Below are 17,177 nucleotides of genomic sequence, written 5' to 3'. Positions count from 1 at the left end.
CGCGTGGACTTGGCTTTCGCGTGTTCCTTTGGGAAGATATGTCCGCCGAGCTTCGTTCCATGCACGGGGGAGGGTCATGCTTCAGGCACGTATTGCTGCCCGTTTCGCGCTGTTGTTCGTGGCCGCCTCGGGCCTGTGGGGCTGCGCTGGCGCGCCGTCGATCCCGCTTGCCGGCGCGTACTTCCCCGCGTGGCTGCTCTGCGCACTGGTCGGCGTGGTCGGTGCCGCCGTCGCTCGCGCCGTCTTCGTGATGAGCGGCGTGGCGCAATTGCTGCCGCTGCAGCTTTTCGTGTGCACGGCCATCGGCGCCGCCATCGCCGCGCTGCTCTGGTGGGTCTGGGTGGGCCTGTGACGAAGAACGCCAGTCGCTCATCGTGGGGACGCCGCCTGGCGCTTTCGCTGGCGATCATCGCGGTCTGCACCGTGGTGGCGGTGGGCGTCAACGTGGCAAGCCGGCCTTCCACCGACGACGCCACCATCGACGCCGACATCGTGCATGTGGCGTCGGCCGTCGGCGGCCGCATCATCGAACTGCCGGTGCGCGAGAACCAGCAGGTGCGCAAAGGCGACCTGCTGTTCCAGATCGATCCCCTGCCCTACAAGCTGGCGGTGACGCAGGCGCAAGCCAACGTCGACGTGGCACGCGCGGCGCTCGATTCGCAGCGGCGCCTCGTCTCCACCCAGCGCTCGGCGGCGGTGACCGCGGCCGACCAGACGCGCCGCGCGACAACGAACCTGAGCCTGACCGAACGCACCGAGGAGCGGCTTCGCCCGCTCGTGCAGAAGGGCTACGTGCCGCAGCAGCAGCTTGATCAGGCGCAGACCGCGCGGCAGGACGCCGCCACCTCGGTGCGTCAAGCCAAGGAGCAGGCAGCAGCGGCGGAACGCGCGATCGCCGACGATGCGGGCGGCGTTGCCGCAGTGGCAGCGGCTGAAGCGGCGCTGGCCATCGCGAAGCGCGCGCTGGACGACACCTCCGTGCGCGCACCGCACGACGGGCGCGTCGTCGGGCTCACGGTCTCGCCGGGCGAAATGGTCATACCGTCGCAGTCGTTGTTCACCCTCATCAACACCGAGGAATGGTTCGCCATTGCGAACCTCCGCGAGACCGACCTGCATCAGGTACAGGAAGGCCAGTGCGCAACGGTCTATTCGATGCTGGATCGCCGCCAGCCGATCAGGGGTGTGGTCGACGGTATCGGCTGGGGCGTGCTCGCCGACGATCGCGTCAACCTTCCGCGTTCGCTGCCCTATGTGCAGAGTTCGCTGAACTGGGTGCGGGTGGCGCGGCGCTTCCCGGTGCGGGTGCGGCTCGAAGAGCCTCCGCCGGCGCTCACGCGCGTCGGCGCCAGTGCCGTGGTCGAGGTGGGGCATGGCGCCGCCTGCCGCTGAGGCGGCCCCGTCGGAGGCCACAGCCTCGACGGATTGGCTGCGGCTGCTCGCGCCGGAACCGGGCCGGCTCGAATTCGCCGCGCGGCTCGCGCTGATCTGCACCCTGGCTGTGATGGTCACCACGCTCTATGGCACGCCCGAACCAGCACTCACGGCCTACGTGGCTTTCTTCCTCGTCAAGCGCGATCGTGCGACCAGCGTGCTCCTGAGCGTTGGTGCCGCGGTGCTGATCACGCTGCTGATCGGCTTCGTGCTCTTCGTCGCTAACGCCACGCTGGAACGGCCGCCCTTGCGCGTCGCGAGCATGACGGTCATCGCCTTCGGACTGCTGTTTCTCGTCTCGGCGAGCAAGCTCGGGTCGGCCGGCGGGATCGTGGCGCTGATCGTGGCCTATGCGCTGGACGTGCTCGGCCGGATGCCGATCGGCGAACTCGCGACCCGGGGGCTGCTGTACGCGTGGCTGTTCGTCGGCATTCCAGCCGCTGTGGGCGCGGTGGTCGCATTGCTGATCGCGCCCTCGCCGCGACAGCTCGTCCAGCGTGCCCTCGCACATCGCCTGCGGCTCGTGGCCGCGATGCTGCGCGGAGCCGATCCACAAGCCGCGCACGCGTTCGCCGAGAGCGCGCGAGAGGGCGATGGCGAGATCCGCACGTGGCTGAAGCTCGCAGGCGTTGAGCGCAGCACGCCGGCGGCAGAAATGATTGCGCTGCGACGGGCTGCGGGCGGCACTTCCGAATTGATGTCTCTCACCGCCTTCACGCTGCAGACGCCACAGGCGCAACTGCCAGAGGAAGCGCGAGAGGCACTTGCGCGCTCCGCCGAAGCGAGGGCACAGGAAGTCACGACGGGTCGCCTTGTTGCTCTCTCTCCAGATGCGACAACGGACACGAAGGGCAGCGGATCGGGTGCCACGCTCGCGGCCCGACTGCAGCGCGCCTTCGCATCACTGCTCGCACGCCTTGCGACACCCGCTCCACCACCCGAGGCCGCGCATGCAGGAGCAAAACCAGCCGGCGGCTTCTTCCACCCCGACGCCTTCACCAACAGCGACCATGTCCGCTTCGCGCTCAAGACCACCGGCGCGGCGATGTTCTGCTACCTGCTCTATTCGCTGCTCAGCTGGCCGACGATCCACACCTGCTTCATCACCGTCTTCATCGTGTCGCTCGGCACGGTTGCGGAGAGCGTCGAGAAACTCACCCTCCGCATCGCCGGATGCCTCGTGGGTGCGGTGCTCGGACTCCTCACCCTGCTCTACGTCGTGCCCGCGCTCACCTCGATCGGCGGGCTGATGGCGGCGGTCTTCGTCGGTACGCTGATCGCCGCCTGGGTCGCGGCCGGCAGTCCGCGCATTTCCTACGCGGGCTTCCAGATCGGCTTCGCGTTCCTGCTGTGCGCCGTGCAGGGGCCGGGCCCTTCGTTCGACATGCTGACGATCCGCGATCGGATCATCGGCGTACTGATCGGCAACCTCGTGGCCTATGTGGCATCGGCGCACTTCTGGCCGCTGGGCGTCGCAGCGCGGATCGAATCGTCCATTGCGGGTCTTCTCGCGCGCCTGGCGGACGAGTCGCGCGCCGGTGCGCGGCCGCCCGAAACCGCTGGCGACTGGCTCGGCAGCCTGGGTGCGATCGAGTCCGACCTCGACATCGCGCGCTACGAACCGGATTCGGTCCGCCCCGCCGACGAATGGCTGGCGCAGCGTCGCGAGATCGTGCGCCAGATCGGCGCGCTACAGGAGCCGCTCGCGATGCTGACACGTGAAGGCGCCGCCTTCGCCTTCCAGCCGCGACTGGACCGTCTCGCGGACGCAGCGGCTGCTGGCGCGGAAGCGTTGCCCACGCCGGACACGCGCGACCCACTCACAGCGCTGGTCGACGAGCGCCTTCACGAATTGGAGACCACGCTTGCAGCGTCGGACTCGCTCGATGCAACTGCAGTCGAGACTTCGCCGGAGCGGCCTCATGCGGCGGCGTAGCGTGTCGATGTCCTTGGCAGCGGCGTGCGTGCTCGCCGCATGCGCTTCGCCACCGCCCGATCTCGCGCCACCCACACCTGACCGGCCCTGGAGTCCCTCGGTCGATGCTGCCGGGAACATCCGGCCTCCGAAGACGGCCAGCGATGCGGGTGGCACCTCCGCTTCGCATGTGCTGCCCTCCAACCCTGTGCTCGGGGCCTTGCCGCCCGCGCTGCCTTCCATCGACGCGGACCACGCCTACACGCTGCCCGAGCTCATCGACATCGCGCAGTCCAACAGCCCGCAGACGCGGTCCGCCTGGGCCACTGCGCGCGCGGCGGCATCGGCAGTAGGGATCGCGCGCGCGACCTATCTTCCACACCTGTCGGCGAGCGCCGTCGGGGGCTACCAGCGCTTCGATGCTCGCAACTCGACGCTCGGCATCGGCGTGGACAACAACGTCTCGGGCAGCGGCGCAGTCGGTGCGCTGGCGCTGCAATGGCTGCTCTTCGACTTCGGCGAGCGCGACGCGGTGGTCGACGCGACCGAGCAGCTCTCGTCGGCCACGAACATCGCGTTCACCTTTGCGCACCAGCGTGTGATCCACGACGTGAGCCTCGCCTTCTACGCACATGCAGCCGCACGAACGCACGTCGACAACGCGGAGAAGGCGCTGGTGAACGCCCGCGAGATCGAAGCCGCAGCACAGGACCGCTACAAGCACGGCGTCGGCACCGTCATCGACGTCGCGCAGACGCACCAGGCGACGGCACAGGCGCAGCTCGCGCGCGTGCAGGCGCAAGGCGCGGTGCAGACCACGTACCTGGCGCTGATCTCGGCGATGGGCGTCTCGCCCCTCACCCGGCTCAAGGTGGCGGATGTGTCGGGCCGCAAGCTCTCCGCGTCGATGGCGGAACCGGTGGAGAAGATCGTCTCCGAGTCCCTCGCAAGGCGCCCCGACATGCTGGCCGCCTATGCCGCGCAGAAGGCGAGCATGGCCAAGGCAGCGGCAGCCGAGGCGGCCTTCAAGCCCAAGGTGTTCATGTCGGCGGTCGGCACCTACGGCACCGGTCGACTGGGCGTGACTGCCCTTCCCTCGTTCGACCAGCAGTCGATCACCAACAACGTCACGAGCCGCGGGGCCGGCGGATCGGTGCTGTTCGGCGTGGCGGTGCCGCTCTATGACGGAGGCCTTCGCAGCGCCACGGTCGAACAGGCGCGCGCCGACGTGGACAAGGCGGCGGCGGCGCTGGACAAGGCACGCTCCGATGCGGTGCTGCAGATCGTGCAGGCACAGTCCGCGCTGCAAACGAGCCTGTCGGCCCACGAAGCGGCAACCGCACTGGAGGCCGCGGCGCGCATCACCTACGAGGCGCGCCTGGATGCCTATCGCCACGGTGTCGGCACGGTCACGGAAGTGGCTCTTGCCGATACGCAATGGCTGCTGGCGCGCAATGCGGCCGCCGATGCCTACAGCCAGGCGCTGTCGTCGGCGGCGACGCTGGCCTTCGCGACCGGCTCGCTCGGCGCGGCGCCGCCGTAGTAGCGAAGGCTCAGGCCTTGCGCAGGAGCCATGCAACCGCGCCGACGCCCGCTAGAACCGCAACGAGGGTCAGCACGAGATCGGCGGTATCGGTGCCCTGCGACGCCTTGGGCGTCGCACCGTGAGGAGCCGGCACATTCGCTGGGGACGCCGAGGCGTTCGAGAAGGGCATGAACACGGCACCGCCTGCGCTCGCCGCCGACCCCTGACCCTGGCCCACGTCCTTCGCCGCGTTCGATGCGGGACGCGGCGGAGGCGTCCATGCCTGCGGCTGCGCGGGCGCGCTCGATTGCTCCGAATCCGAAGGCATGGGCGCCATGCTGATGTCGCTCTCCGCACTCCAGGTTGGCGCCGAGCCGAACAGAGCAATCAGGGCCGCGCCGATTGCGGCAGGAGAGAGAAAGCGTTGCATCGATGAAAGCGCCGTCAGAAGCAGCGAGCCATTCTGGGAAGCGCACATGACAGAAACATGACCCCATCGTAGCGTCCGCGACGCGCCCTGGGGCGTCACCACATCGTCACCGTCGAACTCGATAGTTGCCCCGCTCGTGAGCGCACTCACGTGCTCACGACTCCCATCCCGCATTCCATTCAATGACCCGGAGGGCAACTCATGTCGAAACACCGTTTCTCGCTCCTTTGCGCGCTGACGATGGTCGCCGCAGGCATCGGACCGATGTACACCCCCGCGCACGCGCAGAACGATTCCGCGTCGCGCCGTTCGGACAACGCGGACAAGGATCGGGGACGCGATGACGATCGCGATCGCGGCCGTGACGACGACAAGGGCCATGGGCACGACAACGATCACGACCATGATCATCACGGCCGTCCCGAGCCGATCAAGGTCAAGATCATCGGCTTCAACGACTACCACGGGAACCTGCAGACGCCGGGCACCTTCGGCGTCAACACGGTCGTTCCGGCGGCGCAGCGGCCTGCAGTCGGCGGCGCCGAATACCTCGCCGCGTATGTCGCGCGGCTGAAGGCGCAGAACGTCAACAACGTCGTGGTGGGCGCGGGCGACTTCATCGGCGCATCGCCGCTGATCTCCGCACTCTTCTTCGACGAACCCGCGGTCGAGACGCTCAACAAGATCGGCGTCGAGTTCAACGCGGTCGGCAATCACGAGTTCGACAAGGGCTCGGCCGAACTGCGCCGCCTGCAGAACGGCGGCTGCAAGATCACCAACGGCGTGCCGGACCCCAACAGCTGCAAGGGGCTGGGCTCGAACGCGGCAGGCACCTTCGACGGCGCTCGCTTCAAGTGGCTGTCGGCCAACGTCTTCGAGACCGCGACCGGCCGCACGCTGCTGCCGGCCTATGGCATCTATGCAGGGAAACTGGAGGAAATAGCGCCATCTAGCCCTCTGTGAATGGCTGTGCGAGACAAAGCGGGATACAGTAGCGTCCCGCACAAATCCCGCACACCCATGGCGTACATCAGGAAGTTCCGCGACGGCTGGAGAGCCGAGGTCCAGAAGCATGGAACGCGAGCCAGCAAGGTCTTCGAGAAGAAGCTGGAGGCTCAGAAGTGGGCCAGAGACAAGGAACTTGAGCTAGACGCCCTCAAGGGCGCTGGAGGGATGACCTTCGGGCAAGCAAGCATCAAGTATCTGGCAACCACGGCCAAGGAGAAGGCTCCAGGCGCTGCGGAGTGGGAGTCCAATAGGCTGGACGAGATGGCGGCCTACTTTGGGGAGCACACGCCACTTGCGCAGATCACCAGCGTCCAGCTAGGCGAATGGCGGAACAAGCGCCTTGAGACGGTGAGCGGTTCGACGGTCATCCGGCAGTTCAGCGTGTTGCGTTGCCTGTTCCGTGAAGCGGTCGATGAATGGAAGGTGCTGGCCATCAATCCGTGTGGGGATGTGCGGATGCCTGAGCACAACCCGGCACGCCATCAGGTCTGGACGTGGCGGCTGATCAAGCGGGTTCTACAGGCCAAGAATCGGAACGAGCGCGAGGCAGAAGCCATCCGAGCCTTCCACATTGCCCTGCACACGGGGATGCGCCTGAATGAGATCCTGGCGGCGAAGCTGGTCGGGAAAGTGGCCGTGCTGGAGCGCGACAAGAACAGCGGCAAGGCTTCCCCGCCTATCAAGGTGCCACTGGCCCGAAAAGGGGCCGAGCTATTCGCCAAGTACCCGCCCTTCACCATGCGGCCAGACATTGCGAGCGCGACATTCTCCGACCTCACGGACGCCCTATCCATTGAGGGGCTGACCTTCCATGATGCCAGAGCAAGCGCCCTCACATGGCTATCCCGAAGAATGGACGTGATGACCCTGGCCCGAATCAGCAGGCACAAGGATCTCAAGATACTGATGGACACCTACTACCGGGAGTCGGCTGAATCCATCGCGGATCGCATCTAAGTAGACAGGGTGCCGAGCATCGGGGAGAATCGAGGCTCCCTCACGCATGCGCATTGTTCAGCGCCAGCAATTCCACCAACTGTGGGCCTGAACTAGGCGAGAGCCGAATGACAAGGCAGTGCGCAGCCGTGAGGGCCATCACGCATGCGGAATGCCCGGAACGTGAACACCGGGAGGCGGCAGCCGGTCACGCGGCAATGAATACGTCGCCGAGGCCCCAGTCGGGCCGAAAACATTCCGTATGCTTGATGGTGACAACGCCAGTCAATGCATGGGCTGGCACATGGGTAGAAGCGCATGAGGTCGCACCAAACAGCGGGTGAAGGCGGGTTCAATTCCCCCTGTTGCCACCATCCCCCATCCCCGATATTCGCCCCTTATCGGGGAGAGGCTATTTCTTCGGATCTGCCTGCGCGAGCATGTCCGACTTCCGGTTGGACTCTCGCGTGGTCCCGAACCAGTAGGCCAGCACGCTACCCCATGCGGTCGTCAGCGATCCCAGCATCATCAGGGCGACCTGCGAATCGTTGATCAGCAGCGTCTTCGTCATCATGCCGATGAGCACGGTGAAGTACCCAACCGTCACCCCACAGCTCTCGCCGCTCGCCAACCAGGTGATCGGCACCATCACCACCGGCCTGCCGAACACGGCCAACGCCGCGGGCGAGATGCCTGCCGGCAGCCTGATCGCCGATGCACAACTGCAGGCCACGCAGCCCGCGTCGCTCGGCGGCGCGGTGATGGCCTTCATGAATGCGGGTGGCGTTCGCAGCCCGGGCTTCGTCAACGCGGCTGGCACGTACCCGTACAACGTGACCTACGGCAACGCCTTCACCGTCCAGCCCTTCGGCAACAGCCTGGTGACGATGACGCTGACCGCGCAGCAGCTCAAGGATTTCCTCGAGCAGCAGTTCACCGGTTGCATGGGCCAGACGGCGCAGCGCGTGATGCAGGTGTCGAACGGTCTCAAGTACGCCTGGAGCGCCTCGGCACCGGCCTGCTCGAAGATCACGAACGTGACGCTCACGCCGACCGACGTGACCGTGACGCCGCCGGCGGTGACCGGTCCCGCCGACAACATCGTCGTCAATGGCGTGGTGCAGAACCCGAGCAAGACCTACCGCGTGACGGTGAACAACTTCATGGCGACGGGTGGCGACGGCTTCACCGTGCTGCTGGGCGGCACCAACTCGCTCGGCGGCGCGCAGGACATCGACGCGCTGACTGCGTACCTGGTCGGCGGCTACAAGGCACCGAAGGCGGCCTACGACCCGACGCTCCCGGCGATGGCGATTCCGCGCATCACGGCGCTCCCCTGAAGGACGGTCGATTGAAAGCCAGAGCCGGTGTTCTGCTGATGGCGGTGCTTGCAGGGGCACTGCCGGCGCATGCCGGCGCGCAGGAGCCCCGCTCCGCCGCCGCCATCACCGACTTCCGCGTGAACGATCCGGCGCAGATGGATGCGCGCGCGAAGCTGCTGGCGCGCGCCGAAGGCGAACTGGCGCGCGGGGAGGTCTCGGCGGCCAACGACACCTTCGAGCGCGCCGCCATGATGCTGCACGCACCCGATACCGAAATGGGCCTGGTGCGCACCTACATGCAGGCCGGGCAATACCGCAAGGCGCTCGCGTTCTGCGCGCACGTGGCCGGTGCGCATCTCGAATCCGGCCCTGCGGGCGGCCTCTACGCATGGTTGCTGCGCGCGGGCGGACAGAACGAATTCGCCGACCGCGTGCTGCGCGAGACGCTCGCACGATTGCCGCAGGACCCGGTCGCGCTGGAAGTGCGCCGGGCCTTCGCATCGCCCACGCCAGTCGCGACCGGAGCGATGCTGCAGACACCGCAGCGCATGGCGCCACAGCCTCTCCTGATGGGCGACCAGCCACCGATCACGGAGGCGGCTCGCGTGGTGTCGGGCGGCGTGCTGATCGCCAACGGGACGTTGGCCCTCGTGCCGAGCGCCGCGCTGCGGCCCGATGCAACACAGGCCATCTGGGTACGCGACGGACTGGGCCGGACCACGCGCGCACATGTCGATTCAGCGACGCAGCCGCTGGCGTCGTATGCGGTCACGGTGCTGCGGCTCAATCCGCCATTGCCCTCCGAGGGGCTCCCAGCGCTGGCGCCCCGCGATCCGTTCGCGGGAAGCGCGGGCTTCGCATTCGAATATGCCGCGCAGCAGGACGCCACGCCTGCGTGGCCGTGGCTGAGCCAAGGCTTCTTCGGAACGCTCCAGAGTGGCGATGCGCCGCGCAAGCTCGGCATCGGCATCGGCGTCGCCGGGACCACGCATGGAGGACCTGTGCTCGATGCGGCCGGACGTCTCGCCGGCATGGTGCTGCCGGGGCGCGACGAGCCGATGATGCTGGCCGCCTCACGCTGGGCGGAGGCCCTCCCCGAAAGCAGCCAGGTCGCCAAAGCGCCCGTGGCTCCGCAAGCTGGCGCCATCACGCGGCCGGGCGGCGCGATTCCTTCCGATGAGGCCTATGAAGGCGGTCTGCGCAGCGCACTGCAGCTGATCGTCGTTCCGCTCAAATAGCGTTCCGGATCGGGGCCGCGACCGCATCGAACCTCACTCGAACTGCGCGCGACCTTTTTCCATCAGTGCCCGGTTGCGCTGGCGGTCTCGGGCGATCTCACGTGCGAAGTCGTCGCTGCTGCCGGTGAAAGGCAGGTTGTACGCATCGCGCAAGCGCTGGCGCAGCGTCTGGTCCTGCAGTACGGCCTCGACTTCCGCGTTCAGCCGCTGCACCAGCGCGGCGGGTGTGCCTGCAGGAGCGAACAGGCCGAACAGCGAGTCGCGATTGGCACTCTTGAATCCGAGCTCTGCCAATGTGGGTACGTCAGGGAGCGCATCGACGCGCACCGGCGCGCCGACGGCCAGCGCCCGCAGGCGGCCCGCTGCGATGTACTGCAGCTGCTGCGACGCCAGGTTGGTGGAAAGCACTTCGAACTGCCCACTGAGCGCGTCGTTGAGCTGAGGCCCGCCGCCCTGATACGGGATGTGCGTGATGGCCGCGCCGCTTTGCAGCCGCACCTGCGCGAGCACCAGATGCCCGATCGTCGCCACGCCTGAAGTCGCCCAGCGCAATGCGCCGGGTCGCTCGCGAGCCTGCGCGATCACATCGCCGAAGTCGAGGCCCGTGAAGGCCGGCGTGCCGACCACCAGCACCGGCGTGCGCATCACACCGGCCACCGGCACGAAGGCGCGCATCGGGTCGTAGGGCGTGCGCACGATCAGCGGCATCAGCGTCAGCGGGCTGATGGCGGAAAGCGCCAGCGTGTGGCCATCGGGTGCGGCACGCGACAGGATGTCGAGGCCGACGCTGCCGCCGGCACCGGGGCGGTTGTCGACCAGCACCGGCACGCCAAGCGCGTGCGACAGCGGCTCGGCCAAGGCACGCGCCATCAGGTCGCTCACGCCGCCGGGCGGATAGACCACGATGAGCCGCAGCGGGCGTTGCGGCCAGGGCATCGACAAGGCCTGCGCCCGGCACGTCAGACCGGTCACGCCGATCGAAGCAGCCATCCCCAGTCGCAACACGGCGCGGCGAGGCAGGAGAGTCGAGAGCCTGTCCTTCATGCCTTGACACTGGCGCGCAACTGCGCCGCGAAGTTCAGCGCCGGCAGACTGTCTTCGCCGATGCGCGAGGCTAGCGTGAGCGGTGCGTCCAGCGAGCGGCAACCGGCCAACGGCGCATAGGCGATGGCGTGCGCGTGCACCCCGCTCATGGAAGCCGGCACCACCGACAGGCCGACGCCGGCGGCCACGAGGTTCAGGTTGGTCATCATGCGATCCACCTCTGCGACCACGCGCGGGCGCAGGCCGCGCGTGTGGCACAGCGCCAGCAGCTCCGCGTACATGCCCGGCGCGCCCGGACGGCGGACCAATATCAATCCGTCCTCGCACAACTGCGCGAGCGTGAGCGGTCGCGGCGACGACTGGCGCGCCCGTCTCTGCACCAGACGATGGTCGATCGGCAGCGCGGCGATCATGGGTTCGCGCAGCAGGGTGTCGAAGCGCAGGCCTTCAGGATGCGCCACTGGTGCACGCAGCAACGCGCAGTGCAGGCGCCCGGCAGCGAGTGCCTCGATGAGGTCGGCGGCATTGGCCTCGCGCACCTGCAGTTCGACGCCGGGGTGCTGGCTCCGAAAGCTGCGCAGCGCCTCGGGCACGAAGCGGTGCGATGCGGCCGAACTGGTGAAGCCCACCGACAGGCTCCCCTCCTGCCCTTTGGCCACGCGGACCATGCGTTCGCGCAGGGCCTGCATCTGCCCAAGCATGCGCGTCGCTTCGGCCTGGAAATGATGGCCCGCATCGGTGAGCGTGACGCCGCGCGGATGGCGACGGAACAGAAGCACGCCCAGCTCGCGTTCCAGCTGTTTGATCTGCTGGCTCAGCGGTGGCTGCTGGATGCCCAGTTGCTCGGCCGCACGCGTCATGTGGCCGGTCTCGGCCACCGCAACGAAGTAGCGCAGCGCGCGGATGTCCATATTTTTTTCGTCTGAAAAGTGGTCGATTATTTTATTTGACCCTATATCGGGCCGTCTCTATCGTCGCGCCTTCCAAAAGACAAAGCGGTCGATTTCCAGGCCGCAACGGAGACAACGGATGCCCTTGCACCATCGCGCAAATGCGCTTTCCCTTCTCGGCGGCCTTGGCCTCGCCCTGCTGCTATCCGCCTGTGGGGGCGGTGGCGGCAACAGCGGCTTCGCGGCCTTGCCATCGTCCTCCACAAGCCCCAGTGGCGGCGGCACAACGGCCTCTTCGGCGAACAGCGAAACCGGCGGCAGCACCGGGACATCGGACAACGGCAGCACCGGTGCGCCGATGGTGGCCGCTTGTGATTCGCTCGCCGGCATGAGCATCGCGGCCAACCAGATCGGCCTGCCGAGCGGCAGCGCGAGTGTCGTCAGTGCCACTGCGGTGGCGGCGGGCGACGCAGGCAACAGCCTGGGCAGCTACTGCAAGGTGCGCGGCACCATCCAGCCCCTGGACTCGAGCGCGCCGGTGATCAACTTCGCGGTCAACCTGCCGGATACATGGAACACCAAGGCCATTCACTTCGGTGGTGGCGGCTTCGATGGCGTGCTCATCGACGGCACCGAGCCCGTGCGCTTCGGCCCGCCCGGCCAGCAGGCGCCGCTGGCGATGGGGTACGCCACGTACGGGGACGACGCCGGCCACCAGAGCGGCAGCATCACCGACGGCACCTTCGCCATGAATGACGAATCGCTGGCCAACTACGGCGGCAATGCACTCAAGAAGACGCACGACATCGCCTACGTGCTGATCAAGGCGCGCTATGGTCGCCTGCCGAGCAAGGCGTACTTCCTCGGGACTTCGACCGGAGGGCGCGACGCATTGCTGCACATCCAGCGCTGGCCGAATGACTACGACGGCGTGATCGCCAACGAGCCGGCGCTCAACTACAGCGGCACGCGGCTGTCGAACATCGCGGTGGGCCGCGCGCTCTACAACAACGGCGCCGCAGGCTGGCTCAACCTCACCAAGACCCTGCTGGTTCAGAAGACCGTGAAGGACGCCTGCGACAAGCTGGATGGCGTCGTGGACAACATCGTCAGCAACGTCGAGAGTTGCCGTCAGCTCAATGCGTACATCCTCGCCGAGTTGCGCTGCCCTGGCGGCATCGACACTGGCAACACTTGCCTGTCGGACGCGCAGCTCGCCACCGTGCAGACCATCGAGTCGCCGCTGACCTTCAGCAGCTACGCGCTGGCCAATGGCGTGACGGTCGCCGGCGGCTACAACTTGCTGGAAGGCGCGCAGGTCGCCGGCCCCTACACCACGCGCGACCTCGGCACCCGCCCGGTGCCCGGCAATCCGGCCACCACCGCCGACGCCAACATGTATGTCACCGGCGATCAGTGGGCCAAGTACTTCGTCACCCGCGTCCCGACACTCGACACACTGACCTTCGATCCGCTCAACCCCGGCAGCTACACCGCGCGGGTGCAGCAGGTGTCGGCCATGACCGACGCCACCAACCCGGACCTGTCGCCGTTCCTCGCGCACGGCGGCAAGCTGATCCTGCTGCATGGCCTCGCGGACGAGGTGATCAGCAACAACTCCACCATCAACTACTACAAGCAGGTGGTGTCCACGCTGGGACAGGGCGCAGTGGACAAGGGCATTCGCTTCTACACCGTCCCGGGCATGGGCCACGGCACCGGCGTCTTCATTCCCGCATGGGATTCGCTGAGTGCACTCGACAACTGGGTGCAGAACGGATTGGCACCTGCCACTGGCGTGGCGATGGACACGGTAGCCGGCACCTACGGGCGCACGCGCCCCCTGTGCCTATTCCCGGCATGGCCCAAGTTCAACGGCAGCGGCAGCGCCGACGCAGCCATCAACTACAGCTGCGTTCAGGAAGCGGGCGACCCGCTGGCATGCGCCAACCTGCCGACCAGCGCAACCACCTACAAGGGCGGCGACGCGCTCGGCGAAGAGCTGAGCTTCACGCTGAACCCTTCCACGCTCGCCTACACCGTGACGGTGGACGCCAGCCTGCAGCGCGCGGGAGGCACGCAGCGCAGCGGCACGCTGGTGGCCGGTGGCAACTGCACCTACACGAGCAACGAGAACGGCGCGAGCTTCACCTTCGGGGCCGGCGGGGCCGTGCAGGGCGGCGTGGCGGCGCCCACGGGTTCGGGCTTCGTGCCTCTGCTGGTGTTCCAGAACACGTTCAACAACGCGAGTTCGCCCGCGGTCTTCAACCCGGTGGCGAACATCTTCAACGTGGTCGGCGTGCAGTACGCCGCGAACGGCAGCGCCACCGCCTATGGCGCCGCATCGCGGGTACGCAATGCCGGCACCTTCCAGCATTGCCAGGATCCGACGAGCGGCAGCTTCATGGTCTATGACGCCGCCTGCACATCGACAGCCAAGGGCTATCTGAGCTACAACCAGTCGCGCAATGCCTTCGATGTCTTCACCACTTCGCCCACCGGCAGCGCCGTCACCACGGGTGGCACGCTTTCGGGCTCGGCGATCTTCGGGCAGGTCGGCGCGGTGACGGTGCCGCTCTTCCTGGTGCGCGAGTCGGCCAGCAGCTACGGCATGCGCCTGTTTGCGCCGCAGACCACGTTGGCTTCGGGCACGGCCGACGGCCAGTTCGCGGTCGCGGACAACAACGGGCAGGCAAGCGCGGCCGTCGTGAACGGCACCAACCTGTCGCTGGGCAGCAGCGTGGACACGCTGGCCTACGACACGCCGGTGCTGGGCGTGGCACAAGGCAGCGGCGCAGCGCCGGGCAACTTCATCTTCAGCGGCGGCCTGCTCGGATTCATTTCGGCCAACGGCAACAACGGCGCGGCTCTCCAATTGGGACTACGACATTGAACTCATCGCTCGATCGATCCATGTATCTGAAGCTCGCGTGCGCGGCGATCATCGGCGGAGCCGTCTGCTCCGCGGCCGCCGGCGCCGCCCCTGCGCCAGCCGCAGTGAACCGGGGGCCGCACGTCACCCACTGCCCCGCACCCGTTCCTGAATCGGCCAGGTGCTTCACCGGTGAAGACAGCGCAGGCGCCTTCTACTGGATCGCGATCCCGAAGGACTGGAACCGCGTGCTCGTGATGCACGCGCACGGCGGCCCCGAGACCGGGCCACCGAAGCTGGAGCGCAGCGAAGAAGACCTCAAGCGCTGGGCTGTCACCGTGCGTGCAGGCTATGCATGGGCTGGGTCCACGTATCGGCGCGGCGGCTATGGCGTGACGATGGCGGCGGAGGACACCGAGCGCCTGCGGCAGATCTTCGTGAGTCATTTCGGCACGCCGCGCCGCACGCTGCTGCACGGACAGAGCTATGGCGGCGGCGTGGCCTCGAAGGCTGCGGAGCTGTATGCACCGCCGGGCGCGAAGAGCCCGTACGACGGCCTTCTGCTGACGAGCGGCGTGCTTGGCGGCGGCAACAACGCCTACGACTTCCGCCTCGACCTGCGTGCGGTCTACCAATACGTCTGCCGCAACCACCCGCGGCCCGATGAGCCGCAGTACCCGCTCTGGATGGGTCTGCCGAAGGACTCGAAGCTCACACGCGCCGACCTCGCTGCGCGCGTGAAGGAGTGCACCGGCGTGGGCCTGCCGGCAGCGCAGCGCACACCCGAGCAGGCTGCGCGGCTGAAGACGATCCTTACCGCCACCAAGATCGAAGAACGCTCGCTGGTCGGCCATCTGACGTGGGCGACCTGGCTCTTCCAGGATCTGGTTCAGTCGCGGCTGGACGGGCGCAACCCCTTCGGCAACATCGGTGTGACCTATCACGGCTCGAACGACGACGCGGCACTGAACGCTGGCGTCGCGCGCTATGCGGCCGATCCGCAGGCGCAGGGCGAACTGGCCGCCGACAGCCTGCCCACGGGCCGCACCTCGCTGCCGACCGTGACCCTGCATGCGATCAACGACCCGACGGCCTTCGTCGAGCTGGAAGACCTCTACCGCCGCATCCGCGAATCGGCCGGCACCGGCGACAAGCTGGTGCAGACCTTCGGCGACGAACGCGAACACAGCTACCTGAGCGATTCGGAATATCCGGCGCTCTTCACCGCATTGCTCGACTGGATCGACAAGGGCGAGAAGCCCACGCCGGAGAGCATCGCCCTGCTGTGCAAGGCCGTGATGCCGCGCTATCGCCCGGACGGGAAGAACGACTGCCACATCCAGCCAGGCTGGCATCCGGCTTCACTCGAGAGCCGGGTGCCGATGCGGCAACCCTGAGCGCCTTTCCTTTTTTCTTCTTTCCTCTCCGGAGTTTTTTCTGATGAAAGTCTTTGCATTCGCCGCCCTTGCTTTCGCCACCGTTGCTGCTGCCCACGCCCAGGACTATCCGGGCGGCAAGACGATCAACATCGTGGTGCCTTTTGCCGCGGGCGGCCCGACCGATCGCGTGGCACGCGACCTCGCCGAAGCGCTGCGCAAGCCACTGGGCGCCACGATCGTGGTCGACAACGTGCCGGGCGCCGGCAGTTCGATCGGCGCGGCCAAGGTGGCGCGCGCTGCACCGGACGGCACGACGCTGCTGCTCAACCACATCGGCATGGCGACCATCCCGACGCTGGTGCGCAAGCCGGGCTTCAAGGTCGAGACCGACTTCGAATACCTCGGCATCGTGAACGACGTGCCGATGACGCTGATCTCCAGGCCCAGCATCCCGGCCAACAACTACAAGGAACTCGCCACCTGGATCGCGGCCAACAAGGGCAAGATCAATCTCGGCAACGCGGGCGTGGGCTCGGCTTCGCACCTGTGCGGCCTGCTCTTCCAGAGCGCCACCAAGACCGAGATGACGCCCGTGCCGTACAAGGGCACTGCACCCGCGATCACCGACCTGATCGGCGGCCAGATCGACTTGCTGTGCGACCAGACCACCAATACGTCGCCACAGATCGAAGGCAAGAAGGTCAAGGCCTTCGCGGTGACGACTGCCAAGCGGCTCAACACGCCATTGCTGAAGGATCTGCCCACCCTGCAGGAGGCCGGCCTGAAGGACTTCCAGGTCACGATCTGGCACGGCCTCTATGCGCCGAAGGGCACGTCGCCTGCGATCACCAAGAAGATCAACGACGCGCTGAAGGTCGCGCTGAAGGACCCGGATTTCATCCGGAAGCAGGAAGACCTCGGCGCGGTGGTCGCGAACGACGGCCGCATCGAGCCCGAAGGCCACAAGAAGTTCGTGGCGGCGGAGATCGCCAAGTGGAGCCCGATCATCAAGGCGGCAGGCGTGTACGCGGATTGAAGCGACTGCTCGCCGGCGACGCCTCCTGCAACGCCGAATCAAGCGTGAAGTAGCCGCTCGCCTCGGATGTGGAAAAGTCCGAGGGCGCGGCAACAGCCCGACGGCCCGGCACGCATGCCGCGAAGCCGCGAATGTGCGTCACTCCCAA

15 protein-coding genes are annotated in these 17,177 nt (G+C 67.2%); 11 read left to right on the top strand and 4 right to left on the bottom strand.

Going from position 1 to position 17,177, the window contains the following annotated elements:
* Positions 1-76 precede the first annotated feature (76 nt).
* From FHW64_RS12570 to FHW64_RS12555, 4 genes are read left to right on the top strand one after another with little or no spacing between them, the layout of a single operon-like run.
* On the top strand, positions 77-352 hold the full coding sequence (locus FHW64_RS12570; RefSeq protein ID WP_184526611.1) for a YtcA family lipoprotein: 276 nt from the start codon (positions 77-79) through the stop codon (positions 350-352).
* On the top strand, positions 349-1,392 hold the full coding sequence (gene mdtN, locus FHW64_RS12565) for a multidrug transporter subunit MdtN (RefSeq protein ID WP_184526609.1): 1,044 nt from the start codon (positions 349-351) through the stop codon (positions 1,390-1,392). The genes FHW64_RS12570 and mdtN overlap by 4 nt, the downstream gene beginning before the upstream one ends.
* Positions 1,373-3,370, top strand: coding sequence for an FUSC family protein (locus FHW64_RS12560; protein WP_184526607.1), 1,998 nt, complete (start codon positions 1,373-1,375; stop codon positions 3,368-3,370). The genes mdtN and FHW64_RS12560 overlap by 20 nt, the downstream gene beginning before the upstream one ends.
* A complete protein-coding gene (locus FHW64_RS12555; RefSeq protein ID WP_184526605.1) occupies positions 3,357-4,892 on the top strand; it encodes a TolC family protein in 1,536 nt (511 codons plus the stop codon). The genes FHW64_RS12560 and FHW64_RS12555 overlap by 14 nt, the downstream gene beginning before the upstream one ends.
* A 10-nt stretch (positions 4,893-4,902) precedes the next feature.
* On the opposite strand, the gene FHW64_RS12550 is transcribed toward FHW64_RS12555, so the two are convergent.
* Positions 4,903-5,304: a hypothetical protein gene (locus FHW64_RS12550; RefSeq protein WP_184526603.1), complete on the bottom strand. Its 402-nt coding sequence runs from the start codon at positions 5,302-5,304 to the stop codon at positions 4,903-4,905.
* A 201-nt stretch (positions 5,305-5,505) separates the two neighbouring features.
* On the opposite strand from FHW64_RS12550, the gene FHW64_RS34405 reads away from it, so the two are divergent.
* Both FHW64_RS34405 and FHW64_RS12540 read left to right on the top strand, forming a co-directional pair.
* Positions 5,506-6,267, top strand: a complete 762-nt coding sequence (locus tag FHW64_RS34405; RefSeq protein ID WP_260303789.1) for a hypothetical protein — start codon at positions 5,506-5,508, stop codon at positions 6,265-6,267.
* A 57-nt stretch (positions 6,268-6,324) separates the two neighbouring features.
* Positions 6,325-7,269: a hypothetical protein gene (locus FHW64_RS12540; RefSeq protein WP_184526601.1), complete on the top strand. Its 945-nt coding sequence runs from the start codon at positions 6,325-6,327 to the stop codon at positions 7,267-7,269.
* 391 nt (positions 7,270-7,660) lie between these two features.
* On the opposite strand, the gene FHW64_RS12535 is transcribed toward FHW64_RS12540, so the two are convergent.
* Entirely contained in the window at positions 7,661-7,855 is a 195-nt protein-coding gene (locus tag FHW64_RS12535; protein WP_184527954.1) for a hypothetical protein, read from the bottom strand.
* Here FHW64_RS12535 and FHW64_RS12530 point away from each other — a divergent pair.
* Both FHW64_RS12530 and FHW64_RS12525 read left to right on the top strand, forming a co-directional pair.
* Positions 7,836-8,588, top strand: a complete 753-nt coding sequence (locus FHW64_RS12530; RefSeq protein ID WP_311733298.1) for a 5'-nucleotidase — start codon at positions 7,836-7,838, stop codon at positions 8,586-8,588. The genes FHW64_RS12535 and FHW64_RS12530 overlap by 20 nt on opposite strands.
* Before the next feature lie 11 nt (positions 8,589-8,599).
* The gene (locus FHW64_RS12525; protein WP_184526597.1) at positions 8,600-9,808 is read left to right on the top strand and encodes a lipopolysaccharide assembly protein LapB; all 1,209 of its coding nucleotides are present in this window, start codon (positions 8,600-8,602) and stop codon (positions 9,806-9,808) included.
* A gap of 33 nt (positions 9,809-9,841) precedes the next feature.
* Here the strand turns inward: FHW64_RS12525 and FHW64_RS12520 are convergent, their stop codons facing one another.
* Both FHW64_RS12520 and FHW64_RS12515 read right to left on the bottom strand, forming a co-directional pair.
* Positions 9,842-10,798: a tripartite tricarboxylate transporter substrate binding protein gene (locus tag FHW64_RS12520; RefSeq protein ID WP_260303788.1), complete on the bottom strand. Its 957-nt coding sequence runs from the start codon at positions 10,796-10,798 to the stop codon at positions 9,842-9,844.
* A 50-nt stretch (positions 10,799-10,848) separates the two neighbouring features.
* Complete coding sequence (locus FHW64_RS12515; protein WP_184526593.1) at positions 10,849-11,763, bottom strand: LysR family transcriptional regulator; 915 nt, start codon at positions 11,761-11,763, stop codon at positions 10,849-10,851.
* Between the two features lie 118 nt (positions 11,764-11,881).
* Between FHW64_RS12515 and FHW64_RS12510 the strand changes: the two genes are divergently transcribed.
* Genes FHW64_RS12510 through FHW64_RS12500 form a run of 3 tightly spaced genes read left to right on the top strand, consistent with a single transcriptional unit; the run spans position 11,882 to position 17,029 of the window.
* Positions 11,882-14,635 carry a tannase/feruloyl esterase family alpha/beta hydrolase gene (locus tag FHW64_RS12510; RefSeq protein ID WP_184526591.1) on the top strand — a complete coding sequence of 918 codons (2,754 nt, stop codon included), beginning with the start codon at positions 11,882-11,884 and terminating at the stop codon, positions 14,633-14,635.
* A gap of 20 nt (positions 14,636-14,655) precedes the next feature.
* The gene (locus FHW64_RS12505; RefSeq protein WP_184526589.1) at positions 14,656-16,011 is read left to right on the top strand and encodes a hypothetical protein; all 1,356 of its coding nucleotides are present in this window, start codon (positions 14,656-14,658) and stop codon (positions 16,009-16,011) included.
* Positions 16,012-16,054: 43 nt separating this feature from the next.
* On the top strand, positions 16,055-17,029 hold the full coding sequence (locus FHW64_RS12500; protein WP_184526587.1) for a tripartite tricarboxylate transporter substrate-binding protein: 975 nt from the start codon (positions 16,055-16,057) through the stop codon (positions 17,027-17,029).
* Positions 17,030-17,177 lie beyond the last annotated feature (148 nt).

It is taken from the genome of Variovorax sp. Sphag1AA (assembly GCF_014192575.1).
Taxonomy (GTDB): domain Bacteria; phylum Pseudomonadota; class Gammaproteobacteria; order Burkholderiales; family Burkholderiaceae_C; genus Variovorax.
The sequence above is the reverse complement of the archived record's forward strand: the minus strand, read 5'-3'. Positions and strand labels throughout refer to the sequence as shown.